This window comes from Streptomyces sp. NPDC001914 (genome assembly GCF_042891215.1).
Lineage (GTDB): Bacteria > Actinomycetota > Actinomycetes > Streptomycetales > Streptomycetaceae > Streptomyces.
Map to the genome: position 1 here is coordinate 104,408 of NZ_JBIASW010000010.1, position 23,169 is coordinate 127,576.

At 72.7% G+C, this 23,169-nt stretch carries 18 protein-coding genes and 3 tRNA genes; 10 read left to right on the top strand and 11 right to left on the bottom strand.

The window, feature by feature from the left end; genetic code table 11:
• Window positions 1-183: 183 nt before the first annotated feature.
• The 3 genes from ACFYYF_RS27000 to ACFYYF_RS27010 form a co-directional block, all read right to left on the bottom strand.
• Window positions 184-260 (bottom strand) — tRNA-Ile (locus ACFYYF_RS27000).
• Between the two features lie 165 nt (window positions 261-425).
• Window positions 426-498, bottom strand: a tRNA-Asn gene (locus ACFYYF_RS27005).
• Window positions 499-503: 5 nt separating this feature from the next.
• Window positions 504-576, bottom strand: a tRNA-Asn gene (locus ACFYYF_RS27010).
• A gap of 144 nt (window positions 577-720) precedes the next feature.
• Here ACFYYF_RS27010 and ACFYYF_RS27015 point away from each other — a divergent pair.
• The 4 genes from ACFYYF_RS27015 to ACFYYF_RS27030 all read left to right on the top strand — a co-directional run bounded on the left by ACFYYF_RS27015 (window position 721) and on the right by ACFYYF_RS27030 (window position 6,782).
• Complete coding sequence (locus ACFYYF_RS27015; protein WP_388780082.1) at window positions 721-1,035, top strand: YtxH domain-containing protein; 315 nt, start codon at window positions 721-723, stop codon at window positions 1,033-1,035.
• A 461-nt stretch (window positions 1,036-1,496) separates the two neighbouring features.
• On the top strand, window positions 1,497-2,951 hold the full coding sequence (locus ACFYYF_RS27020) for an FGGY family carbohydrate kinase (protein WP_361677382.1): 1,455 nt from the start codon (window positions 1,497-1,499) through the stop codon (window positions 2,949-2,951).
• Between the two features lie 169 nt (window positions 2,952-3,120).
• Window positions 3,121-4,854 carry an ABC transporter ATP-binding protein gene (locus tag ACFYYF_RS27025; protein WP_388780084.1) on the top strand — a complete coding sequence of 578 codons (1,734 nt, stop codon included), beginning with the start codon at window positions 3,121-3,123 and terminating at the stop codon, window positions 4,852-4,854.
• The gene (locus ACFYYF_RS27030; protein WP_388780086.1) at window positions 4,854-6,782 is read left to right on the top strand and encodes an ABC transporter ATP-binding protein; all 1,929 of its coding nucleotides are present in this window, start codon (window positions 4,854-4,856) and stop codon (window positions 6,780-6,782) included. The genes ACFYYF_RS27025 and ACFYYF_RS27030 overlap by 1 nt, the downstream gene beginning before the upstream one ends.
• A gap of 212 nt (window positions 6,783-6,994) precedes the next feature.
• Here ACFYYF_RS27030 and ACFYYF_RS27035 read toward each other — a convergent pair whose 3' ends face one another.
• The 5 genes from ACFYYF_RS27035 to ACFYYF_RS27055 all read right to left on the bottom strand — a co-directional run bounded on the left by ACFYYF_RS27035 (window position 6,995) and on the right by ACFYYF_RS27055 (window position 14,399).
• A complete protein-coding gene (locus ACFYYF_RS27035) occupies window positions 6,995-8,299 on the bottom strand; it encodes an RNA polymerase sigma factor (RefSeq protein ID WP_361677373.1) in 1,305 nt (434 codons plus the stop codon).
• A 236-nt stretch (window positions 8,300-8,535) separates the two neighbouring features.
• Entirely contained in the window at window positions 8,536-10,443 is a 1,908-nt protein-coding gene (gene dnaG / locus ACFYYF_RS27040; RefSeq protein WP_365483752.1) for a DNA primase, read from the bottom strand.
• A gap of 112 nt (window positions 10,444-10,555) precedes the next feature.
• Window positions 10,556-11,821, bottom strand: a complete 1,266-nt coding sequence (locus ACFYYF_RS27045) for an FAD-dependent oxidoreductase (protein WP_365483749.1) — start codon at window positions 11,819-11,821, stop codon at window positions 10,556-10,558.
• 93 nt (window positions 11,822-11,914) lie between these two features.
• Complete coding sequence (locus ACFYYF_RS27050) at window positions 11,915-13,351, bottom strand: deoxyguanosinetriphosphate triphosphohydrolase (protein ID WP_388780089.1); 1,437 nt, start codon at window positions 13,349-13,351, stop codon at window positions 11,915-11,917.
• Window positions 13,352-13,478: 127 nt separating this feature from the next.
• Window positions 13,479-14,399: a sirohydrochlorin chelatase gene (locus ACFYYF_RS27055; protein WP_388780091.1), complete on the bottom strand. Its 921-nt coding sequence runs from the start codon at window positions 14,397-14,399 to the stop codon at window positions 13,479-13,481.
• Between the two features lie 209 nt (window positions 14,400-14,608).
• Here ACFYYF_RS27055 and ACFYYF_RS27060 point away from each other — a divergent pair, with 209 nt between their 5' ends.
• The 3 genes from ACFYYF_RS27060 to ACFYYF_RS27070 all read left to right on the top strand — a co-directional run bounded on the left by ACFYYF_RS27060 (window position 14,609) and on the right by ACFYYF_RS27070 (window position 18,103).
• Complete coding sequence (locus ACFYYF_RS27060; RefSeq protein ID WP_388780093.1) at window positions 14,609-15,358, top strand: vancomycin high temperature exclusion protein; 750 nt, start codon at window positions 14,609-14,611, stop codon at window positions 15,356-15,358.
• A 131-nt stretch (window positions 15,359-15,489) separates the two neighbouring features.
• Entirely contained in the window at window positions 15,490-17,715 is a 2,226-nt protein-coding gene (locus ACFYYF_RS27065; protein WP_388780095.1) for a molybdopterin oxidoreductase family protein, read from the top strand.
• A 115-nt stretch (window positions 17,716-17,830) separates the two neighbouring features.
• Window positions 17,831-18,103, top strand: coding sequence for a twin-arginine translocation signal domain-containing protein (locus ACFYYF_RS27070; RefSeq protein WP_388780097.1), 273 nt, complete (start codon window positions 17,831-17,833; stop codon window positions 18,101-18,103).
• On the opposite strand, the gene ACFYYF_RS27075 is transcribed toward ACFYYF_RS27070, so the two are convergent.
• Both ACFYYF_RS27075 and cutA read right to left on the bottom strand, forming a co-directional pair.
• Window positions 18,013-18,459, bottom strand: a complete 447-nt coding sequence (locus ACFYYF_RS27075; RefSeq protein WP_388780099.1) for a gamma-glutamylcyclotransferase family protein — start codon at window positions 18,457-18,459, stop codon at window positions 18,013-18,015. The genes ACFYYF_RS27070 and ACFYYF_RS27075 overlap by 91 nt on opposite strands.
• Window positions 18,456-18,782: a divalent-cation tolerance protein CutA gene (gene cutA / locus ACFYYF_RS27080; protein WP_388780101.1), complete on the bottom strand. Its 327-nt coding sequence runs from the start codon at window positions 18,780-18,782 to the stop codon at window positions 18,456-18,458. The genes ACFYYF_RS27075 and cutA overlap by 4 nt, the downstream gene beginning before the upstream one ends.
• A gap of 187 nt (window positions 18,783-18,969) precedes the next feature.
• Between cutA and ACFYYF_RS27085 the strand changes: the two genes are divergently transcribed.
• Window positions 18,970-20,613: a M4 family metallopeptidase gene (locus ACFYYF_RS27085; RefSeq protein WP_388780103.1), complete on the top strand. Its 1,644-nt coding sequence runs from the start codon at window positions 18,970-18,972 to the stop codon at window positions 20,611-20,613.
• 89 nt (window positions 20,614-20,702) lie between these two features.
• Here the strand turns inward: ACFYYF_RS27085 and ACFYYF_RS27090 are convergent, their stop codons facing one another.
• On the bottom strand, window positions 20,703-21,302 hold the full coding sequence (locus tag ACFYYF_RS27090) for a dihydrofolate reductase family protein (RefSeq protein ID WP_361690696.1): 600 nt from the start codon (window positions 21,300-21,302) through the stop codon (window positions 20,703-20,705).
• Window positions 21,303-21,746: 444 nt separating this feature from the next.
• Here ACFYYF_RS27090 and ACFYYF_RS27095 point away from each other — a divergent pair, with 444 nt between their 5' ends.
• Together ACFYYF_RS27095 and ACFYYF_RS27100 are read left to right on the top strand one after the other, a co-directional pair.
• The gene (locus ACFYYF_RS27095) at window positions 21,747-22,265 is read left to right on the top strand and encodes a hypothetical protein (RefSeq protein ID WP_388780105.1); all 519 of its coding nucleotides are present in this window, start codon (window positions 21,747-21,749) and stop codon (window positions 22,263-22,265) included.
• A gap of 167 nt (window positions 22,266-22,432) precedes the next feature.
• Window positions 22,433-23,056, top strand: a complete 624-nt coding sequence (locus ACFYYF_RS27100; protein WP_388780107.1) for a class F sortase — start codon at window positions 22,433-22,435, stop codon at window positions 23,054-23,056.
• Window positions 23,057-23,169: the final 113 nt, after the last annotated feature.

Genomic DNA, 23,169 nt, shown 5'->3' on the forward strand with positions numbered 1-23,169 from the left:
TGCGATGGCCGGTCAGATCGGCGGCCGGGCCGCGCGGAGGGGGCTGAGGCGGTCGTCCCGCTGATGCCATGGTGCAGTGTCGCGCGCTCTGGAGTCCCGGGGAAGGCGCCGGACGGACTCCGCGGGCCCGAGACGGCCGTCGGCGCCCTTGGCGGGCCTGACGGCGTCTCCTCGCGTGGCGAGTGGTGGGGCGGGTGGGACTCGAACCCACGGCCGACGGATTATGAGTCCGCTGCTCTAACCGGCTGAGCTACCGCCCCGTTTCGGCGCGCCGCGCACATTTGTGCGCGCCGTCTGCCGCAGCATAGCCGCTCATACGATCTCCTGCTCCGGCTGGTCGGCTTCGCGTGACCATGACGCCTTCGGCATGCCCTGGGCGGTCTCTGCGGACATGAAAAAGGACCCCGAAGGGCCCTCTTTCGTTGCTCTCCCGACTGGACTCGAACCAGTAACCTGCCGGTTAACAGCCGGCTGCTCTGCCAATTGAGCTACAGGAGATCGAGCTCCCCCGACTGGACTCGAACCAGTAACCTGCCGGTTAACAGCCGGCTGCTCTGCCAATTGAGCTACGGAGGATTGATCTTTGCATCGAACGCACCTACCTGGGTATTCGCCAGGGGGCGTGCGCTCGCTGCGACACATACATTAGCGCAAGCAGGGGGGTGCTCCGCCAATCGGTTCCCTCCGCACCGATGCCGACGCAAGGGAAGGGTGGCCGTCATGCGCTACCGGCTCACGTTCGTCGCCGGACTGGCCCTGGGTTACGTGCTCGGCACGCGGGCCGGGCGCGAGCGCTACGAACAGCTGAAGAAGTCCATGCGCCAGGTGGCGCAGAACCCCGCGGTGCGCAACACCGCCGAGACCGCGGCCCAGCAGAGCCGCGAGATCGCGGGCAAGGCGCTGCACACCGTGAGCGAGAAGGTCGGCGACCACGTCCCCGACTCCGTCACGGACCGGGTGCGGTCCCTGCGGGAGCGGAACGGGACCGGCTCCTCCGGCTCCGGCGAGGACGACTGGGGCACCAGCAACACCTAGGGCCCGGGGTGGCGCCGGTCACACCCCACGACCGGCGCCACCACTCCCCCGGTGCCGGGGCTCGCGCAAGGCCCCCGGGCCACGGGCTCCCCCGGCGAAGCAAGACCTTGCGTACGGGGGTTCCGGCCCCAGCGGCCCCGCGCGGCGGAGTCCCGCGTACGGACCGCCCGGCACCACCGACTCGCCGGGTAAGACCAGGCCCCACGCACGAGCCTCGGGCCACCGAATCTCCGGGCGCGGTGGAGTCTTCTGCACGAACCCCGGACCACCGGCCCCCCCCGGCGCGGCGAGACCCTGCGTACGGGTGCCGGCCCACCGCCTCCGCGCGCGACGGAATCCCGCGTACGACAGGCCCGGCACCACCGGCCCACCGGGTACGACCGGCCCCGCGCACCGGCCCGCGGAATCCCGCTGTACCGGCCCGGCGCCACCCGCTCGCGCCGTACGGCAGAATTTCCGCCATGGGGATAGTCGCCGGGCTGGACAGTGCGCCCGATTTCACTCGCATCGTCGTCTGCGACACGGACACGGGTGCCGTGCTGAGGCAGGGGTATGCGCCACATCCCGTCGACGGCGGCGAGGGCGGCGGCCGTCCCTCCGACGTGGATCCGCAGGCCTGGCTGCTGTCCCTGGGCGAGGCCGCGGGCGGCGGGCTCCTCGAAGGCGTCCAGGCCATCGGCGTCTCGGCCCAGCAGAACGGGCTGGTCCCGCTCGACCCGCAGGGCGGCACCGTACGCCCCGCGATGGTCGGCGGCGACAAGCGCGCGCAGGTCGCGGCGGCCGATCTGATCGACGCGCTCGGCGGGCGCGAGGCCTGGGCGCAGGCGGTGGGCAGCGTCCCCGGGGCCGCGCAGCCGGTGACCAAGCTGCGCTGGCTGAGCAAGACGGAGCCCGAGTCCGCCCGGCGCACCAGCATGCTGCTGCAGGCCCACGACTGGCTGGTGTGGCAGCTGCTCGGGCGCCCCGTGCGCAGGACCACGGACCGCGGCGGGGCCTCGGCGACGGGGTACTGGTCGGCGGCGACCGGCGCGTACCGGCAGGACCTGGTCGAGCTGGCGCTCGGTCACCAGGCCGGGCTGCCGGAGGTGCTCGGCCCCTCGGAGGCCGCGGGGACCACGCCCGAGGGCCTGCTGATATCCGCCGGGACCGGCGAGACCATGGCGGCCGCGTTCGGGCTCGGCATCGGGCTGGGCGACGCGGTGGTGTCGCTGGGCGCCTCCGGCTCCGTGATGGCGGTCCACCCCGAGGCGCTGGCGGACGCCACCGGCATGATCACCTCCCTGGCGGACGCGACCGGCATGCACCTTCCGGTGGTCACCACGCTCAACGCCGTACGGGCCCTGCGCGGGACGGCGGAGCTGCTCGGCGTGTCCGACCTGGAAGGACTGTCCGAGCTGGCGATGAAGTCGACGCCCGGCTCGCACGGGCTCGTCCTGCTGCCGTACCTGGAGGGCGAGCGCACCCCGAACCTGCCGCACACGGCGGGAACGCTGGCCGGTCTGCGCCGGGAGTCGATGAAGCCCGAGCACCTGGCGCGGGCGGCCTTCGAGGGCATGCTGTGCGGGCTCGCGGACGCGCTGGACGTGCTGCGCGGCCGGGGTGTCGACGTGCGCCGGGTCTTCCTGCTCGGGCAGGCGGCCGAGCTGCCCGCCGTCCAGGCCGTGGCGCCCGCGCTGTTCGGCGCGCAGGTCGTCGTACCGCAGCCCGCGGACTACGCGGCGCTCGGCGCGGCCCGCCAGGCGGCCTGGGCCCTCGGCGCCTCGCAGGGCACGCTCGACCCGCGGACCCCTCCGATGTGGCAGGGTCCGGTCGCCCAGGTGCTGGAGCCCGGCGACGAGCTCGCCGTGGGACAGGCCGTACGGCAGCAGTACGTCTCCGTACGCGAACAGACGCACCCCGGGGCATTCCGGGCGTAACGCGTTCACGGACGTACGTCCGAAGACGGAGGCGGGGTCCATTTTTGGACCGCACTTGGGTTAATCGGTTGAGGTAACGCGGGGGGAGTGTCCGACGATAGGGGGTGGTGCGTGCATCATGCACAACCCGTCGGTCACCTCCGCCGTCCACGATTCCGAGAGACCCCGCGTGCTCATACGACTCCTGCGGACCCACCTCAGTCCGTACAAGAAACCCATAGCCCTGCTGGTGCTGCTGCAGTTCCTGCAGACCTGCGCCACGCTCTACCTGCCGACCCTCAACGCGCACATCATCGACAACGGTGTCGTGAAGGGTGACACGGGTTACATCCTGTCCTTCGGCGCCCTGATGATCGGGATCTCGCTGGCCCAGGTCGTCTGCAACATCGGGGCCGTCTACTACGGCGCCCGCACGGCGTCCGCGGTGGGCCGGGACATCCGCGCGGCCGTCTTCGACCGGGTGCAGTCCTTCTCGGCGCGTGAGATCGGCCATTTCGGCGCGCCGTCGCTGATCACCCGCACGACGAACGACGTCCAGCAGGTGCAGATGCTCGCGCTGATGACGTTCACCCTGCTGGTGTCGGCGCCGATCATGTGCGTGGGCGGGATCATCCTGGCCCTCGGCCTGGACGTGCCGCTGTCCGCGGTGCTCGTCGCCGTGGTGCCGACCCTCGGCATCTGCGTGACGCTCATCGTGCGCCGGCTGCGCCCGCTGTTCCGCACCATGCAGGTCCGCCTGGACACCGTGAACCGGGTGCTGCGCGAGCAGATCACCGGCAACCGGGTGATCCGCGCGTTCGTGCGCGACGGTTACGAGAAGGACCGCTTCAAGGGCGCCAACACCGACCTCACGGAGACGTCGCTGGCCACCGGCCGGATGCTGGCCCTGATGTTCCCGATCGTCATGACGGTGGTGAACCTGTCGTCCATCGCGGTGGTCTGGTTCGGCGCCCACCGCATCGACAGCGGCGGCATGCAGATCGGCGATCTGACCGCGTTCCTCGCCTATCTGATGCAGATCGTCATGTCCGTGATGATGGCCACCTTCATGTTCATGATGGTGCCGCGCGCGGAGGTCTGCGCCGAGCGCATCCAGGAGGTCCTGGGCACCGAGAGCAGTGTCGTCCCGCCCGTCGCCCCGGTCCTGGAACTGCGCCGGCACGGCCATCTGGAGATCCGCGGGGCGGGATTCCGCTACCCGGGCGCCGAGGAGCCGGTCCTGAAGGCCGTCGACCTGGTCGCCCGCCCCGGTGAGGTCACCGCGGTCATCGGTTCGACCGGCAGCGGCAAGTCGACGCTGCTCGGCATGATCCCCCGCCTGTTCGACGCCACCGACGGCCAGGTGCTCGTCGACGGCGTGGACGTCTCGACCATCGACCCGAAGCTGCTGGCCAGGACGGTCGGACTGGTCCCGCAGAAGCCCTACCTGTTCGCGGGGACGGTCGCCACGAACCTGCGGTACGGCAACCCGGAGGCGAGTGACGAGGAGCTGTGGCACGCGCTGGAGGTGGCGCAGGCCAAGGGCTTCGTGGAAGAACTCGAGAACGGTCTCGACTCGCCGATCGCACAGGGCGGGACGAACGTGTCCGGCGGTCAGCGCCAGCGCCTGGCCATCGCCCGCACCCTCGTGCAGCGCCCCGAGATCTACCTGTTCGACGACTCCTTCTCGGCCCTCGACTACGCGACCGACGCGGCCCTGCGCGCGGCTCTCACCGAGGAGACCGCGGAGGCGACCGTGGTGATCGTCGCCCAGCGGGTGTCGACCATCAGGGAGGCCGACCGCATCGTGGTCCTCGACGAGGGCCGTGTCGTCGGCTCCGGACGGCACCACGAACTGATGGCGGACAACGAGACCTACCGGGAGATCGTGCTCTCCCAGCTCACGGAAGCGGAGGCCGCCTGATGGCCGGGCCTATGGGGCGCATGATGGCCGGGGGCGGCCCCGACCAGCGCTCGATGGATTTCAAGGGGTCGAGCCGACGGCTCCTGACCCAGTTCAAGCCCGAGCGCGCCACGCTGTACGTGATGCTGGTCGCCGTCGTGCTGAGCGTGGGCCTCTCGGTGATCGGCCCGAAGATCCTCGGCCGGGCCACCGACCTGGTGTTCGCGGGGATCGTCGGACGCCAGATGCCGGCCGGGGCCACCAAGGAGCAGGCCCTCGACTCGCTGCGCGCGGACGGCAAGGGCGGCATCGCCGACATGCTCTCGGGGACGGACTTCACCCCCGGCCAGGGCATCGACTTCACCGCCGTCGGCCACGTCCTGCTGTTCGCGCTCGGCACGTTCCTGCTGGCCGGCCTGCTGATGGCGGTGGCGACGCGGCTCGTGAACCGGGCCGTGAACAAGACCGTCTACCGCATGCGCGAGGACCTGCAGGCGAAGCTGTCGCGGCTGCCGCTGTCGTACTTCGACAAGCGCCGGCGCGGTGAGGTGCTCAGCCGCGCGACGAACGACATGGACAACATCCAGCAGACGCTCCAGCAGTCGATGGGCCAGCTGGTCAACTCGCTGCTGACCATCGTGGGCGTGCTCGCGATGATGTTCTGGGTGTCGCCGCTGCTCGCGCTCGTCGCGCTGGTCACGGTGCCGCTGTCGTTCGTGGTGGCCACCCGGGTCGGCAAGCGCTCGCAGCCGCACTTCGTGCAGCAGTGGCGCACCACCGGCAAGCTCAACGCCCACATCGAGGAGATGTACACCGGCCACACCCTGGTGAAGGTGTTCGGACGGGCGGACGAGTCGGCGGCGCAGTTCGCCGAGGAGAACGAGAGGCTGTACGAGGCCGGGTTCCGGGCGCAGTTCAACAGCGGCGTCATGCAGCCGCTCATGATGTTCGTGTCGAACCTGAACTACGTGCTGGTGGCGGTGGTCGGCGGGCTGCGGGTGGCCTCGGGCTCGCTGTCGATCGGTGACGTGCAGGCCTTCATCCAGTACTCCCGCCAGTTCTCGATGCCGCTGACGCAGGTCGCGTCGATGGCGAACCTGGTGCAGTCTGGTGTCGCGTCGGCGGAGCGGGTCTTCGAGGTCCTGGACGCGGACGAGCAGGAGGCGGACCCGACGGTGTCGGCCGGTCCCGAGGAACGCCGCGGGCGGGTGGCGCTGGAGCACGTCTCCTTCCGGTACGACCCGGAGAAGCCGCTCATCGAGGACCTCTCGCTGAAGGTGGAGCCGGGCCACACGGTGGCCATCGTCGGCCCCACCGGCGCCGGCAAGACGACCCTGGTGAACCTGCTCATGCGGTTCTACGACGTCACGGGCGGGCGGATCACCCTCGACGGGGTCGACGTGACCTCCATGTCCCGTGACGACCTGCGGTCGGGAATCGGCATGGTGCTCCAGGACACCTGGCTGTTCGGCGGCTCGATCGCCGACAACATCGCGTACGGGGCCTCGCGGGACGTCACGCGCGGGGAGATCGAGGAGGCGGCGCGCGCGGCGCACGCCGACCGGTTCATCCGCACCCTGCCCGAGGGCTACGACACGGTGATCGACGACGAGGGGACGGGGGTCAGCGCGGGCGAGAAGCAGCTCATCACGATCGCCCGGGCGTTCCTGTCGGACCCGGTGATCCTGGTGCTCGACGAGGCGACCAGCTCCGTGGACACCCGGACCGAGGTGCTGATCCAGAAGGCGATGGCGAAACTGGCGCACGGGCGGACGTCGTTCGTGATCGCCCACCGGCTGTCGACCATCCGGGACGCGGACACCATCCTCGTGATGGAGAACGGGTCCATCGTGGAACAGGGCGCCCACGCGGACCTGCTGGAGTCGGCCGGCGCCTACGCCCGCCTCTACCAGGCCCAGTTCGCCCAGGCGGTCGCCGAGGTCGACTAGAGCCCACGCTTCCGGGCCCCCGCTGAAGACGCCGGAGATTTCAGCCCCTCCGGCGTTTGAGGAGCGGGGGTCCGGGGGCAGCGCCCCCGGAAGATTTCAGCCCCTCCGGCGATTGAGGAGCGGGGGTCCGGGGGCAGCGCCCCCGCTACGGGACGGGAAGGGGCGGAGGGGGCGAAGAAGCCCTGCCTGCGGCGAGGGGGGTGAGCCCCGGCTCAGTCCAGATAACCCCGAAGCTGGTCGGCAAAGGCATGGTCCCGCAGCTTGTTGAGCGTCTTGGACTCGATCTGCCGGATGCGCTCACGCGTGACACCGAAGATCCGCCCGATCTCCTCCAGCGTCCGCGGCCGCCCGTCCGCGAGCCCGTACCGCAGCTGCACGACCTTCCGCTCCCGCTCCCCCAGCGTGGACAGCACGGCCTCCAGATGCTGCCGGAGCAGCAGGAACGCGGCGGACTCCACCGGAGAGGTCGCGTCGCCGTCCTCGATGAGGTCACCGAGCGCCACGTCGTCCTCCTCGCCCACGGGGGCGTGCAGCGACACCGGCTCCTGGGCCAGCCGCAGGACCTCGCTCACCCGCTCGCCGGGCAGGTCGAGCTGCGCGGCGACCTCGTCGGGCGTGGGTTCGTAGCCGCGCTCCTGGAGCATCCGCCGCTGGACGCGGACCACCCGGTTGATCAGCTCGACCACGTGCACGGGGACGCGGATGGTGCGCGCCTGGTCGGCGAGCGCGCGGGACATGGCCTGCCGGATCCACCAGGTGGCGTACGTGGAGAACTTGTAGCCGCGGGCGTAGTCGAACTTCTCGACGGCCCTGATCAGGCCGAGGTTGCCCTCCTGGACCAGGTCGAGCATGGTCAGGCCGCGGCCCACGTACCGCTTGGCGACGGAGACGACGAGCCGCAGGTTCGCCTCGATGAGCCGGCGCTTCGCCATCCGGCCCATGACCACGATCTTGTCGAGGTCCAGGGCGAGCTGGTTGTCCAGGTCGGGCGTGAGCCGGAGCTTCTCCTCGGCGAACAGCCCGGCCTCGACCCGACGGGCGAGTTCGACCTCCTCGGCCGCCGTGAGCAGCGGGATCCGCCCGATCTCGCGCAGATACTGGCGGAACAGGTCGGACGAGGGGCCGCCCGTGTCGGCGGCGCGGCTGCGGGCCGGCTCGGCGGGTTCGGGGGCCTCGGTCTCCACCTCCACCTCGACCTCCGCCCCGGGAGCCTCTTCGAGGGCTTCGGGAGGGCTCTCCGGCCCGCCCTCGGGGTGGTGCGCGGCACGCCGCTGCGCGGGGACCGCCCCGACGACGCCGGGATCCGCGTCCGTGTCGGTGGTGTTGTCGGTCTGGGCGAGGGTCTGGGTCTGCACGGGGGCGACCTCCAGGAATGTCGCTGCTGAGGCGTGCGGCAGCGGTGTGTCGGGGATGGGGTCGACGGTCTCGCCGCTGTCCATCCCGCAGTCGTTTGGCGGAACCGCGGGGATGGGGAACCCGTCGCGTGCGGGTCGGCCGCGCTCCGAGGACTCAGGCACCGGAACCCAGTGTGGAGTACGACACATCGCCGCCACGAGGGGCGTGCGGTGACTTTTTGCGTCCGGTCCGTGACCGCTTGGTTACTGCCGTGGACGAGTGCGCAGTTCAGCGAGGACGAAACCTTCGAAGGCGGATACCGGATTGGCATGTGCCGGGCCGCCGCGACCGCCCGTCCCGTCCCGCCGGCCCCGCGGGGTCCCTCGCGGAACGCCCCCGGAGGGCCCGCCGACGGGCCTCAGAGGGCCTCGGCGCCCCGCTCGCGCAGCGCCTGGCCGTACTGCTGGAGCACCCACAGCTCGTTCTGCACGGCGGCGAGCTGGGCCGGGTCGCCGCCCGCGCTGAGGCGGGACAGCGAGCCCTGGACGTCCCGGATGCGGCGGTCGACGGCGCGGCGGCGGACCATGACGAGCTGGTCGCCCGCGTACGTCTCGTCGACGGTCTTGCGCAGGATCGCCTCGACGGCCAGCTCGGTGACCATCGCGCGCACCGCGTCGTCCGGGGCGGCGTCGCGGACCCGGATCAGATACTCCTGGGGGTCCTGGACGCCGGAGTCGGCGCCGCCCGCGTCCATCACGGCCTGGCGCACGGCGGCGTACGGCGGGGCGGTGAACTCGTCCATGCCGTAGGCGTCGAACGCCGGCGAGACCAACTCGGGCCGCTGGAGGGCGAGTTTGAGCAGTTCGCGTTCGGTGGCGAAGACGGGGTTGCGCAGGGTGAGGGCGGGGCCGCCGCCGGTGGGTGCCTGGGGGCCGGCCGCGTAGGTCTGCTGGGGCCGGCCGGTGGCGGGCGCGGGGCCCGCGCCGCCGCGGTCGCGGGCCCAACGGGCGAGCTGGGCGACCCTCTTGACGACGAACTGGGTGTCGAGGATGCCGAGCATGCCGGCGAGCTGCACGGCGACCTCGTGCTGGGCGCCGCTGTTCTTGATGCGGGCGACGACCGGGGCGGCCTCGTCCAGCGCGGCCGCGCGCCCCGCGGGGGTCTCCAGGTCGTAGCGCAGGACGATCTGGCGCAGCGCGAACTCGAAGAGCGGGGTGCGGGGTTCGACCAGGTCGGCGACGGCCTCGTCGCCCTTGGCAAGGCGCAGTTCGCAGGGGTCCATGCCGTCGGGCGCGATGGCGATGTACGTCTCGGCGGCGAACTTCTGGTCGTCCTCGAAGGCGCGCAGGGCAGCCTTCTGGCCGGCCGCGTCGCCGTCGAAGGTGAAGATCACCCGGGCCGAGCCGTTGTCCATCAGCAGCCGGCGCAGGATCTTGATGTGGTCGCCGCCGAACGCCGTGCCGCAGGTGGCGATGGCCGTGGTGATCCCGGCGAGGTGGCAGGCCATGACGTCGGTGTAGCCCTCGACGACGACGGCCCGGCTGCTCTTGGCGATGTCCTTCTTGGCCAGGTCGATGCCGTACAGGACCTGGGACTTCCGGTAGATCGCGGTGTCGGGCGTGTTCAGGTACTTCGGTCCGTTGTCGGACTCGTACAGCTTGCGGGCGCCGAAGCCGACGACGTCGCCGCCGATGTCGCGGATCGGCCACATCAGGCGGCCGCGGAAGCGGTCGATGGGGCCGCGGCGGCCCTCCTGGGCGAGGCCGGAGAGGACCAGTTCCTTGTCCGTGAAGCCCTTGCCGCGCAGATGGCGGGTGAGGTGGTCCCAGCCCTGGGGGCTGTAGCCGACTCCGAAGTGGGCGGCGGCGGCCTGGTCGAAGCCGCGCTCGGCGAGGAACGCGCGGCCGGTGTCCGCCTCGGGGCTGGTGTCGAGCTGTTCGGTGTAGAAGCGGGCGGCCGCCTTGTGCGCCTCGACGAGACGGATGCGTTCGCCGCGCTGGTGGGCGGGGTTGTACCCGCCCTCCTCGTAGCGCAGGGTGATGCCGGCCTGGGCGGCCAGGCGCTCGACCGACTCGGAGAAGGTGAGGTGGTCGACCTTCATCACGAACGTGATGGTGTCGCCGCCCTCCTGGCAGCCGAAGCAGTGGAAGAGGCCCTTGCTGGGGCTGACCTGGAAGGAGGGGGACTTCTCGTCGTGGAAGGGGCAGAGACCCTTGAGGTTTCCGCCGCCCGCGTTGCGCAGCTGGAGGTACTCGGACACCACGGCGTCGATCGGGACCGCGTCCCGAACCGCCTTCACGTCCTCGTCATTGATCCTGCCTGCCACGAGGTGATTCTACGGGGCCGCGCCGACACTCCCGGGGCCGGTGGACGGTCGCCGTGCCGGGGTCCGGGGGCGCACCCCGGAAATACCCCGGCACGGCGGACGCGGGGGACCGTCACGGGGCCAGGCTCTCCAGCGGGACGTGCGGGTCGGCGAGCGCTTCGGTGTCCACCTGGGACCGGGAGCGGATCAGCCGCTGGATCGGGTCCGTGACGTCCCACACGTTCACGTTCATCCCTGCCAGCAGCCTTCCCTCCTTCACCCAGAAGGCGATGAACTCCCGCTTGCCCGCGTCGCCGCGGATCACCACCTGGTCGTACGTGCCCGGGGGCGCCCAGCCCGAGTACTCGAGGCCCAGGTCGTACTGGTCGGAGAAGAAGTACGGCACCCGGTCGTACGCCGCCCCTCGGCCCAGCATCGAGCGGGCGGCGGCCGGTCCGCCGTTGAGGGCGTTGGCCCAGTGCTCGACGCGCAGCCGGGTGTCGAAGAGCCCGTGGTGGAAGGAGGCGACGTCCCCGGCGGCGTACACGTCGGGGTCGGAGGTGCGCAGCTGCTCGTCGACCGCGATCCCGCCGCCGTGCGCGCGGTCGGCCATCGTGAGGCCGGCGGCCTCGGCGAGGCCGGTGCGCGGGGCGGCGCCGATGGCGGCGAGGACGTCGTGGGCGGGGTGCTCCTCGCCGTCGTCGGTGCGGGCGGCCAGCACCATGCCGTCCTGGCCGACGATCTCGGTGAGCTGCGCGCCGAAGTGGAAGCGCACGCCGTGCTCGCGGTGCAGTTCGGCGAAGAGCTCGCCCAGCTCGGGGCCGAGAACGTTGTGCAGCGGGGTCGGGGCGGGTTCGACGACGGTGACCTCCGCGCCGTACTCGCGGGCCGCGGCGGCGACCTCCAGACCGATCCAGCCGGCTCCGGCGATGACGAGGTGGCCGTTGTCCCGGCCCAGCGCGGCGAGGACGCCCTTGAGGCGCTCGGCGTGGGCGAGGCGGCGCAGGTGGTGCACGCCGGCGAGGCCGGTGCCCGGGATGTCGAGACGGCGCGGTTCGGCGCCGGTCACGATGAGCAGCTTGTCGTAGTGGACGAGGGTGCCGTCGTCGCCGAAGCGGACGGTCTTGGCGGCGCGGTCGATCGCGTCGACGGTCTGGCCGAGGTGCAGTTCGATGTCGTTCTGGGCGTACCACGCGGGTTCGTGCACGAAGACGCTGTCGCGTCCCTCCTTGCCGAGGAGGAAGCCCTTGGACAGCGGCGGGCGTTCGTAGGGGTGGTCGCGCTCGTCGCAGATCAGTATCACGCGGCCGGTGAAGCCCTCCGCTCGGAGCGTCTCGGCCGCCTTGGCGCCTGCCAGGCCTCCTCCGACGATGACGAATGTCTGATCCGCGTCGACCACTTGATGCCTCCTCGTAAGGATGTCGCCATATGCGAGCCTCCCGCACGGAGCGTGATGCGGGAAGGGGTAGTGGCCCGATCAGGCCACGCAGGGTCACACTTGTCCGCCCCCATGGGAGCGCGTGGTGAGTCTGAGGTGCAGGGAACGCGCCGAGGCGTCGGTGAGCGACGCGATCTGGTCCACGATCACGCGCTTGCGGGCGCGGTCGTCGGCCGCCTGGTCGAACAGTGCCCGGAACTGCGGATCCAGTACCCCGGGGGCGCCGGCGGTGAGCGCCTCGGCCAGTTCGGCGACGACGATCCGCTGGTCGGCGCGGAGCCGTTCCTGTTCGGCGCGCTGCATCACGTACCGGTCGGCGACCGCCTTGAGGACGGCGCACTCCAGCCTGGCGGCGCGCGGGACGACCAGTTCAGCCGCGTACCGGGTGAGGCGTCCGCTGCCGTAGCGCGCGCGGGTGGCGCCCTCGGCGGCCAGGCAGAAACGCCCGATGAGCTGGCTGGTGGCGTCCTTCAGACGGGCCTGCGCGACGGCCGATCCGTCGTATCCGTGCGGCCACCACTCCTGGCCGAGGAGGCGGTCCAGGGCCTCGGCCAGCTCGGCCGGATCGGTGTCGTCCGGCACGTACCGCCCGACGGCCACGGCGAGGATCTCCCGGCGTTCGGGTCCGGAGTGCAGGCTGGCGGGGTCGATGTGGCCCGCGTGCAGGCCGTCCTCGATGTCGTGCACCGAGTACGCCACGTCGTCGGCCCAGTCCATCACCTGGGCCTCGAAGCACGTGCGCGTGCCGGGGGCGCCCGCGCGGATCCAGTCGAACACCGGCCGGTCGTCCTCGTAGACCCCGAACTTCGGCGACTTCGGGTCCGCGGGACGGGCACCTCTTCGCCACGGGTACTTGGTGGCGGCGTCGAGGGCGGCGCGGGTGAGGTTGAGGCCGACGCTGACGAGGTCGTCGCCCGCGGCGGAGGCGGCCGGGGTCACCATGTCGCTGCGCACGAAGCGCTTGGGCTCGATCCGGGTGAGCAGGCGCAGCGACTGGGCGTTGCCCTCGAATCCGCCGCAGTCCTCGGCGAATTCGTTGAGCGCCTGCTCTCCGTTGTGCCCGAAGGGCGGGTGGCCCAGGTCGTGCGAGAGGCAGGCCGCCTCGACCAGGTCCGGGTCGCAGCCGAGGGCGGCGCCCAGCTCCCGGCCCACCTGGGCGCACTCCAGGGAGTGGGTCAGCCGGGTCCGGGGACTGGCGTCCCACACCTGGATGGGCGCCCCTCCGGAGCCGGCCGCGCCGAGCACCTGGGGAAGGGTGCCTGGGGTGACGACCTGCGTCTTGCCGGCGAGGCGGCGCAGGGCCGCGGAGTGCAGCACGCGTGCGCGGTCGCGCTGGAAGGCGGTGCGGCCCGGCCGTTTGTCGGGCTCGGCGGCCCAGCGTTCGACGTCGGACAGGTCGTACGCGTCGTGGGCCGTGTGGTTCTCGTGCGCCGTGTGGTTCTCGTATGCCTGGGGTGCGGTGTCTTCGGTGCTCGGTGCCATGCCTTCCATGCACCGACAGTAGACGCAGGCGGTGACAATCGGGGCGGGGGCGCCCGCGGCACGGTGCCGCGCCCGGGCGGACGCGCCGGTTCAGGCCGGGATCCGCGCCGGGTTCAGGCCGGGATCCGCGCCGGGTTCAGGCCGGGATCAGGGTGCGCTCGGGGGCGGACTCGGGGGCGGCCACGGCCTGGTCGTAGCGGTGCAGGACGAGGCGGGCCATCGCCGGGTGGTCGCCCAGCGGCGCGGCGCAGATCCAGGGTGCCTCCTCGGCGACCTGCGTGGCGAAGCGGCCGGGGGCGGTGAAGTACGAGGCGACGGCGATGCGGTGGCGGCCCCGGGCGGCCAGCGAGCGCAGGGCGGCGGGGACGGTGGGCGCGGCGGCGGAGGCGTACGCCGGGACGACGGGGACGCCGAGGCGTTCGGCGAGCATCTGGGCGGTGCGGCGGGTGTCGGCGGCCGAGTCCGGGGCGCGGGACCCGGCGGACGCGAGGACGACGGCGCTCGCGCGGCGGGCCGCGTCGCTCGTCCGGGTGCGCCATCCGGCCTCCACGAGGCGGGCGTAGAGGGTTTCCACGAGCAGCGGGTGCGGGCCGAGCGGGGCGGCGACGCGGGCGTGCAGGCCCGGGACGGCGGCCGCGGTCTCGGGGATGTCGCGCCGGACGTGGTAGCCGCGCCCGAGCAGCAGCGGCACGAGGACGGCGTCCCGCCGGCCTGCCAGGGAGGTGAGCGTGTCGCCGAGAAGGGGCTCGTTCAGCTCGATGTGGCCGAGGTGCACGTCCAGGTGCGGACGCAGCTCGCGGACGCGTTCGATCAGGGTGCGTACGGTGTCGAGCGCGCGCGGGTCGCGGCTGCCGTGGGCGACCAGGACGAGGGCGGGCGGTGCCGGACGGCGGGTGCCGTCGGGCGCGACGAGGGCGAGCCGGCTGCCGAGCTGGCCGGCGATCCGGTTCAGGAGCTGCGCCGCACTGTCGAGGTGGCCTTCGAGGTGGGCGCCGCGGGGCGGCGGGCCGCCGAGGCGGTGGGAGGACGCGTCGCGAGCGGGGTTCGAGGCCGTCATGCGTCGATCCTGGCGGCAGGAGGTTGCCGGGCCGTTGCGTGGGCGTGTCGGGTGTTTTCCGGTGGTTCACCGCTCGGGGGAGGCCCGGTGTGAGGGTGTCTCACCTGCGGCTCTCTCCCGCCGGGCGGCCGGGGCCGGTGCGCCCGGATGAACCGGACGGCCCTACGATGCGTCTTCGTCCGTGTGACGATCTCCGGGGGACCTCCACGATGCCGCGCCTGAAACGTCCGAGCCCGCGCCGGCCGCGCACGCTCCGCCTGCCGTCGCGGCCGCGCACGCTCCGCCTGCCGTCCCTGCCGTCCCTGCCGCGCACGCGCCGCGGCCGGCGAAGGGCCGTGCAGACGCTGATGGCCCTGTGCGTGCTGGCGCTGCTCCCGGCGACCTGGCTGCACGTGTCGACGGGCGACCGGCTGCGGACGACGGCGGACGTCCCGCGCACCGAGGTCGCGATCGTCTTCGGCGCGGGACTGTGGGACGGCGAGCCGTCCCCCTATCTCGCCCACCGCCTGGACGCCGCGGCGAAGCTGTACCGGGCGGGCCGGATCGACGTCGTCCTCGTCACCGGCGACAACAGCCGCGAGGACTACGACGAGCCGGACGCGATGCGTTCCTACCTCACCGAGCACGGCGTGCCCGACCGGCGGATCGTCAGCGACTACGCCGGCTTCGACACCTGGGACTCCTGCGTCCGCGCCCGGAAGATCTTCGGTGTCCACGAGGCCGTCCTGATCAGCCAGGACTTCCACATCCGCCGTGCCCTCGCCCTGTGCCGGACGGCGGGCGTGCGCTCGTACGGCATCGGCGTGGCCGCCAAGCACGACGTCACCTGGTACTACGGCAACACCCGGGAGATCTTCGCGGCGGGCAAGGCCGCCCTGGACGCGGTGTTCGAGCCCGATCCGCATTTCCTGGGCCCGAAGGAGCAGGGGGTGACCCGGGCCCTGTCGGCGGCCCGCTAGGACCTGTCGCACGAAGGACGGCCCCCGCCCGCGGATCTCACCGCGGGCCGGGCGCGGGCGGGAGATGTCCGCACCGGCCGCGTAACCCCGGCCTTTCCGGCGCGTAACACCCCCGCCGCAGGCTGGGGGCCATGACGGCCTCCGTGACGCCCACCCACTGCCCGTACTGCGCCCTGCAGTGCGGGATGAACCTGACGCCCGCGCCGGGCGGCGGCGTCGCGGTGACCGAGCGCGCGGACTTCCCCGTGAACCGGGGCGCGCTGTGCGGCAAGGGGCGCACGGCGCCCGCGCTGCTGTCGTCCCGGGTGCGGCTGACCTCGCCGCTCGTCCGCACCGGGGGCGTCCTCGTGGCCGCGGGCTGGGACGAGGCCCTGTCCCGGATCGCCGAGGGCCTGGCCCGTACGCGCGCGGACCACGGGCCGGACGCCTGCGGGGTGTTCGGCGGCGGCGGACTGACCAACGAGAAGGCCTACACCCTCGGGAAGTTCGCCCGTGTCGTGCTCGGCACCTCGCAGATCGACTACAACGGCCGCTTCTGCATGTCGTCCGCGGCGGCCGCCGGTGTCAGGGCGTTCGGCCTCGACCGGGGGCTGCCCTTTCCGCTGGAGGACGTTCCGCGGACCGGCTGTGTGATCCTCGTCGGCTCCAACCTCGCCGAGACGATGCCGCCGGCGCTGCGGTTCGTCACGGAGCTGAAGGAGAACGGGGGCACCCTGATCGTCATCGATCCGCGCCGCACCCGCACGGCCGAGCAGGCGGACCTGCACCTGGCACCGCGCCCGGGGACGGACCTGGCGCTCGCGCTCGGGATGCTGCATCTGACCGTCGCCGAGGGGCGTACGGACGAGGAGTACATCCGGGACCGTACAAGCGGCTGGGAGGAGGCGCGGGCCGCGGCGATGGCGCACTGGCCGGAGTACGTGGAACGGATCACGGGGGTGTCCGTTCCCGAACTCCGCGCCGCCGTGCGGATGTTCTGCGAGCCGGAGAACGCGATGGTCCTGACCGCGCGCGGGCCCGAACAGCAGTCCAAGGGCACCGACACCGTGGGCGCGTGGATCAACCTCTGCCTGGCCACCGGGCGTCCGGGCCGGCCGCTGTCCGGATACGGCTGCCTCACCGGGCAGGGCAACGGGCAGGGCGGGCGCGAACACGGCCAGAAGGCCGACCAGTTGCCCGGCTACCGCAAGCTCACCGACCCGGCGGCGCGGCGGCACGTGGCCGAGGTGTGGGGCATCGACCCCGCCGCGCTGCCCGGCCCCGGGCGCAGTGCGTACGAACTCCTGGACGCGATGGGGACGGACATCCGCTCCCTGCTGCTGATGGGGTCGAACCCGGTGGTGTCCGCGCCCCGCGCCGCCCACGTCGAGGAACGCCTGAAGTCGCTGGACTTCCTCGCGGTCGCCGATGTCGTCCTCTCCGAGACCGCCGCTCTCGCGGACGTCGTCCTGCCGGTCGCCCAGTGGGCGGAGGAGACGGGAACGACGACGAACCTGGAGGGCCGTGTGCTGCTGCGGCGGCGCGCGCTCACCCCTCCGGAGGGAGTCCGCAGCGACCTCGAGGTGCTGCACGGACTCGCCGCGCGCCTCGGCGTGGAGAAGGGCTTCCCCACCGACCCGGAGGAGGTCTTCGAGGAACTGCGCCGGGCGAGCGCGGGCGGCCCGGCGGACTACTCGGGGATCACCTACCGCCGACTGGCCGAGGAGAACGGGGTGTTCTGGCCCTGCCCGGCCCAGGAGACCCCGGGCCAGGAGACCCCGGGCCAGGGTCCGGCGGCAGCCGACCTGCGCCCGGGACGGGCCGGGACCGGCCCCGAGGGCACCCGCCCGGACACGGGCCCGGCGGTCGCGGAACCCGCGGCCGGCGGTGACGGCTCCGGCGGGGGGTTCCATCCGGGCACGCCCCGGCTCTTCCTCGACCGGTTCGCCACCGAGGACGGCCGGGCGCGGTTCGTCCCCGTGTCGCACCGGCCCGTGGCCGAGGAGCCGGACGACGAGTACCCGGTGCTGCTGACCACCGGGCGGGTGGTGGCCCAGTACCAGTCGGGGGCGCAGACGCGGCGCGTCGACGAACTGAACGCCGCCGCGCCCGGCCCGTTCGTGGAGATGCATCCGCGGCTGGCCGAACGGCTCGGCGCGGCGGACGGGGACGCGGTGACGGTGGTGTCGCGGCGCGGCCGCGCCGTCGCACCGGCCCGGCTCACGACCGCCATCCGCCCCGACACCGTGTTCATGCCCTTCCACTGGCCCGGAGAGGGCCGCACCAACACGCTGACCAACCCGGCCCTGGACCCGGTCTCCCGGATGCCGGAGTTCAAGGCGTGCGCGGTACGGGTGGAGACGGCACGCGAGGAGTGACACCTCCCCGGGCGGGCGCGCCGCGGTCGCCCGCCGGGCCCGGGGTGCACCCGTGCGGGTGGCCGTTCCGTGCGCCCCCGGCGGCCGGGGCCGTCCGCACCCCTAGGGTTCGGCCATGGCCGACCGCGACTTGACCAGACGACGTGTCCTCGCGCTCAGCGGGGCGGCCGCCGGCGCCGCCCTGGGCATCGGAATCAGCTCCTGCTCGAAGCGGGCCCCCGAACCGGACCGTCACCCCGGCTCCGGCGCCGGCCCGACGGACGGGTCCGGGGCCGCCGGGCGGTCCGGGCCGGAGGGTCAGGACGCCCGCCGACCGCGCCAGTCCCCGTCCTCGATCAGTTCGCCGCCGGAGCGCAGCCGGGCCGCCACCTCGGGCGCGGCGACGTAGACCCAGGTCCGTACGACCGTGACGCCGTCCGCGCGCACGGCGTCCCGCGCGACCCGCTCGTACAGGCTGGTCGCGTCGCCCGGCACGTACTCCTCCAACTCGTCGAGTTCCGCGAGGAGTCGGCCGTACGCCTCGGGCCGCGCGGTCACGATCTCGCCGGACACCGCGCCGCCGGGCCGGTCGACGGCGTACGGGTATCCGGGCCCCGCGTACAGCGCGAGCCCGCGCATCCGGCCCGGCTCCTCGGAGCGGGTGCGGCCGCGCAGGAACAGGTCGTGGTTGTGCTCGCCGGGCCGCAGGGTGCCGTAGACGAAGAACGGCAGCTCGGCTTCGCCGTGGGGGTCGACGGGGCTCAAGGGGCGGTTTCCTCCTCCACCCAGCGCAGGTAGTCCGGGCTTCCGGCCACGACGGGGGTGGCGACGATCTCGGGCGTGTCGTAGTCGTGGGCGTCCAGGAGGTACTTCTCCAGCGCGGGGTAGCGGGCCGCGGTCGTCTTGAAGAGGACCTTCCACTCGGCGGCGCTCTCCACGGCGCCCTGCCAGCGGTAGACGGACGTGACCGGTCCCGAGACCTGGGCGCAGGCCGCGACGCGCGCCGTGATCGCGCCCCGGGCCAGCGCCTCGGCCTTCTCCGCGGTGTCCGTCGTGGTCGACACGGCCAGGCAGGCCGGCAGCTCCATGATCGCCTCCATCCGTGAGGGTACGGAAACGATTCTCGCCGCATCCCGCACGCACCCTGCCCTGTCTATGGACATGACATGTCATGCACCTTTAAATCAGAGCGGCTTTCCCACGCCTCCCCACAGGCCCTCTCCCCCACACCCCTCCCCCACGCGCCTCCCCCGAGGCACCTTTCCAAGGAGACCGATGAGTCGAATACGGCACATCCGTGGTTCCTCTCTCGCCACCACCGGCGCCGCCGTGACCACGGCCGCCCTGCTGGCCGCCGCGCTCGCCCCGGCCGCGCACGCCGGCAGCGCGCCGACCCGGACGACCGCGATCGAGAACGCGGCCTCGGTCCTCGCGGCCCGGGCCGCGAGCCTGGGTCTCACCTCCGCCCAGCGCACCGCCGTGCGGGACGTCGTCGTCGACAAGGACGGCACCCAGCACGTGCGCTACGACCGGACCTACCGCGAACTCCCCGTTCTCGGCGGCGACTTCGTGGTCCATCTGAAGCCGGACGGCTCGTACCGCGGCGCCGACCGCGCTACGGCGAAGGCCATCTCGCTGAGCAGCGTCACCCCCGAGCTCTCGGGCGCCAGGGCCGCGGGTCTCGCGGTGAACGCGCTGCGCGCCGCCAACCCCGGTGAGGCCCTGAGGCAGGTCTCGGCCAAGCCGCGGCTGGTCGTCGACGCCCTGCACGGCACACCGCGACTCGCCTGGCGCACCGACGCGGTGGGCCGCGACGGGCTCGGCAACCCGGTCGCGCGCACGGTCCTGACCGACGCCCGCACCGGCGCGCGGATCGACGCGTGGGACAGCGTCGAGACGGCCACGGGCGACGGCAACTCCCTCTACAGCGGCACGGTTCCGCTGGAGACGACCACGTCCGGATCGGCGTACCAGCTCAAGGACCCGACGCGCGGGAACACGTACACGGGCGACGCGGCGAACAAGACGGACCTGTGCATCTTCGGGATCTGCATCAGCCGGGCGCCCGCCACGCTGTTCACCGACGCCGACAACCACTGGGGCACGGGTACGAGCGCGGACCGCTCCTCCGCCGCGGTGGACGCGCAGTACGGCACCAACGCGACCTGGGACTACTACAAGAACGTCCACGGCCGCAACGGCATCGCGGGCGACGGCAAGGGTTCGTACAACCGCGTCCACTACGGCAAGAACTACAACAATGCCTTCTGGGACGACAGTTGCTTCTGCATGACGTACGGCGACGGTGACGGCTCGACGTTCGGACCGCTGGTCGCGCTGGACGTCGCCGGGCACGAGATGTCGCACGGGGTGACCTCGAAGACGGCCGCGCTGACCTACTCGGGCGAGTCCGGCGGCCTCAACGAGGCGACGTCCGACATCTTCGGGACCATGGTGGAGTGGTACGAGAACAACGCCTCGGACCCCGGTGACTATCTGATCGGCGAGGAGATCGTCCGGCCCGGCTTCGGCAAGCCCGCCCTCCGCTTCATGGACAAGCCCTCCAAGGACGGCAACTCGGCCGACTGCTGGAGCAGTTCGGTCGGCAACCTCGACGTCCACTACTCCTCGGGCGTCGCCAACCACTTCGCCTATCTGCTCTCGGAGGGCAGCGGGCCCAAGACCGTGGGCGGCGTCTCGTACGACTCCCCCACCTGCAACGGCGCCACCGTCACCGGCATCGGCCACGACAAGGTCGGCAGGATCTGGTACCGCGCGCTGACGGTCTACATGACCTCGTCCACGAAGTACGCGGGAGCGCGCACCGCGACGCTGAACGCGGCCAAGGACCTCTACGGGGCGGGCAGCGCCGAGTACGCCGCCGTGGCCGCGGCCTGGTCGGCGGTCTCCGTGGCCTGACCCCGAAGGGGCCCCGGTCACCGTGGGCAGGCGCCCGTCAGGTTCGCCTGCCCACGGCTTGCCGTGAGCATGTCCGCCCCCGGCGGGTCCTAGTCCTCCCGTACCGGCCGGTACACGCTCACGTCCGCACCCGTCTTCGCGGTGACGGTGGAAACGTGTTCGAGCGGGCGTTTCATCCCGTCCTCGGGGAAGATCGTCTTGCCGCCGCCGAGGATCACCGGCATCCGGATGAGCTGGAGCTCGTCGACCAGCCCCTCGGCCAGCAGGGTGCGCACCAGGGTGGGGCTGCCCATCATCGCGAGGTCGCCGCCGTCGGCCGCGCGCAGTTCACGGATCCGGGCGACGGCCTCGCCGGCCGGGATGAGCGTGGTGTTGTCCCAGGCCGCCAGCTCGGCCTCGCCGAGGGTGCCGGAGACCACGTACTTGGGCAGGGAGTTCATCCGGTCGGCGAACGGGTCGCCCGCCCGCTCCGGCCACGCCCCGGCCATCGTCTGCCAGGTACGGCGCCCGAACAGCAGCCCCTCGGCCCCGGAGAGCCCGGCCGCGAACGCGCCGCCCACGACCTCCGGGTCGAAGTAGGGGTGGGACCAGCCGCCGTGCGCGAAGCCTCCGTCGGTGTCCTCCTCGGGGCCGCCCGGTGCCTGCACCACACCGTCCAGGCTGATGAACTCACTGATCACGATGCGCATGGGACTCGCTCCTCGTCGCCGTCTCGACCTCGTCACGCGTTCTCGGCCGCGCCGCGCGCCCGACCGTGGGCACGCGTTCGGGTCACACCGGTGAAGACCGGCGGACCACCCGGGAATCATCGCGCCTCCCGGACCTCGCGATGTGACGTGGCACACACCCTGGCACACCCTCCGGCGGACGAGCCCGGTCACCCGTTCACACCCCTGCCCCCTCCCCTTCGGGTTCCCGTGCGCGGTACACCAGATTCAGACCGGTGACCTGCCGGAATGCCGGGAGCCCGCCCCGTTCCGGCCTCCCGCCTGACACCCGTTCACATCATTTCTGACGCTCCATCAGAGAGCGGTCGGGGCCCCGTGCCACTTACCTCGGAGGAGCAGGGGTGCGACCGACGCTGCGGCACTTGGGGGTGCCGCGGGCCGTGCCCCCTCGGAGGAGCTGGCACGATGCGACGTACCGCCCGTCTGCTGACCGGTACCGCGCTGGCCGTCGCCGTCGCGGGGCTGGCCGCCGCGCCCGTGTACGGCGGGGACGGCGGACGTCTGGAGGTCTTCCCCTCCAGCGTCGTCCCCGGTTCCGACGTCACCGTCAACACGGCCGCGTGCGGCTCGGACGGCACCGCGAGCGGGGACGCCGACGCGGTGGGCGGCGGAACCTTCACGCTCGCCGCCAGCGCGCACGAGCACGAGGCGATCGGCCAGTTCCAGGTGCCGCCGAGCGCGCAGCCGGGAACGTACGAGATCGTCGCGACGTGCTCCCACGGACGGCGCGTCACCGGCGACCTCCTGGTGACCCTCGCCGCCACGCGCGAACAGGTCCAGCCGCGCGGGCATGTGGACACGGGTGTCGGCGGCGCGCTGGGCCCCGACCCCGTACAGACCGCGGCGGGAGTGGCGGCGCTGGCCGTCGCCGCCGCGGGCGGTACCTGGCTCCTGCATCGCCGGGCGAGAGGCGACGGGATCTGACGGACACCCTCCGCTGTCCGTCCGCCGGTACCGCCGTCCCTCCCCCTCCGTGGCCCGACGCCCCTCGCGGCCCGGAGGGGGAAGGGACCGGCTCCTTCAGCACACCCCGAGGCCGTCGCGGGCGCCGGCCGGTCCGTCCCCGGAAGGAACCCCGTGAGGAGGCTCGCGTGCGCCGGGTCAGCAATGCCGTCATAGCGTCGGTCACGGTCGTCGCGCTCTGCTCGGGCGCCTGGCTGCTGGGCCGCGGCGCCGAGGCGCACCCGCCTCCCCAGCCCTCCGCGGCACAGGCGGCGGCCTCCGGGGACCGGGCCCGGTCCGCCGCCCCCGCGATGCCGCACTCCCCGCCGGACCGCATCCGCATCCCGGCGATCGGCGTGGACGCCCCGCTGATCGGTCTCGGCCTCACCCCGCAGGGCAGCCTGGACGTGCCGCCCGCGGAGAAGAAGAACCTGGCGGGCTGGTACGAGTCCGGGACCGCCCCCGGCGAACGCGGCACCGCGATCGTGGCCGGGCACGTCGACAACGCGGAGGGTCCCGCCGTCTTCTACGACCTGGGCTCGCTCCGCAAGGGCGGCACGGTCGAGGTGGACCGGCTCGACGGCAGGACGGCCGTCTTCACCGTCGACGCCGTCGAGGTGTACGACGCCCGCTCCTTCCCCGACGCGAAGGTGTACGGCGCCGCGAACCGGCCCGAGCTGCGGGTCATCACCTGCGGCGGCGGCTACTCACGGACGACGGGCTACCAGGGGAACGTGGTCGTCTTCGCCCACCTCACGGGCAGCGGCCACTAGGGCCTGTCCGGCGGATCGGGCGGGACCGGGCCGGTGGATCGGGCAGGACTCCGTCCGGCGGATGGGGCCGGAGGAGGCCCACGGTGCCGTGCGGACCCGGGTGTTCAGGCGCT

Coding starts and splice junctions, on each gene's coding strand:
- ACFYYF_RS27070 (WP_388780097.1), top strand. CDS start 17,831: ATGGCCGACCGCGACTTGACCAGACGACGTGTCCTCGCGCTCAGCGGG.
- ACFYYF_RS27090 (WP_361690696.1), bottom strand. CDS start 21,302: ATGCGCATCGTGATCAGTGAGTTCATCAGCCTGGACGGTGTGGTGCAG.
- ACFYYF_RS27015 (WP_388780082.1), top strand. CDS start 721: ATGCGCTACCGGCTCACGTTCGTCGCCGGACTGGCCCTGGGTTACGTG.
- ACFYYF_RS27020 (WP_361677382.1), top strand. CDS start 1,497: ATGGGGATAGTCGCCGGGCTGGACAGTGCGCCCGATTTCACTCGCATC.
- ACFYYF_RS27050 (WP_388780089.1), bottom strand. CDS start 13,351: ATGGAAGGCATGGCACCGAGCACCGAAGACACCGCACCCCAGGCATAC.
- ACFYYF_RS27085 (WP_388780103.1), top strand. CDS start 18,970: ATGAGTCGAATACGGCACATCCGTGGTTCCTCTCTCGCCACCACCGGC.
- ACFYYF_RS27055 (WP_388780091.1), bottom strand. CDS start 14,399: ATGACGGCCTCGAACCCCGCTCGCGACGCGTCCTCCCACCGCCTCGGC.
- ACFYYF_RS27065 (WP_388780095.1), top strand. CDS start 15,490: ATGACGGCCTCCGTGACGCCCACCCACTGCCCGTACTGCGCCCTGCAG.
- cutA (WP_388780101.1), bottom strand. CDS start 18,782: ATGGAGCTGCCGGCCTGCCTGGCCGTGTCGACCACGACGGACACCGCG.
- ACFYYF_RS27060 (WP_388780093.1), top strand. CDS start 14,609: ATGCCGCGCCTGAAACGTCCGAGCCCGCGCCGGCCGCGCACGCTCCGC.
- ACFYYF_RS27030 (WP_388780086.1), top strand. CDS start 4,854: ATGGCCGGGCCTATGGGGCGCATGATGGCCGGGGGCGGCCCCGACCAG.
- ACFYYF_RS27095 (WP_388780105.1), top strand. CDS start 21,747: ATGCGACGTACCGCCCGTCTGCTGACCGGTACCGCGCTGGCCGTCGCC.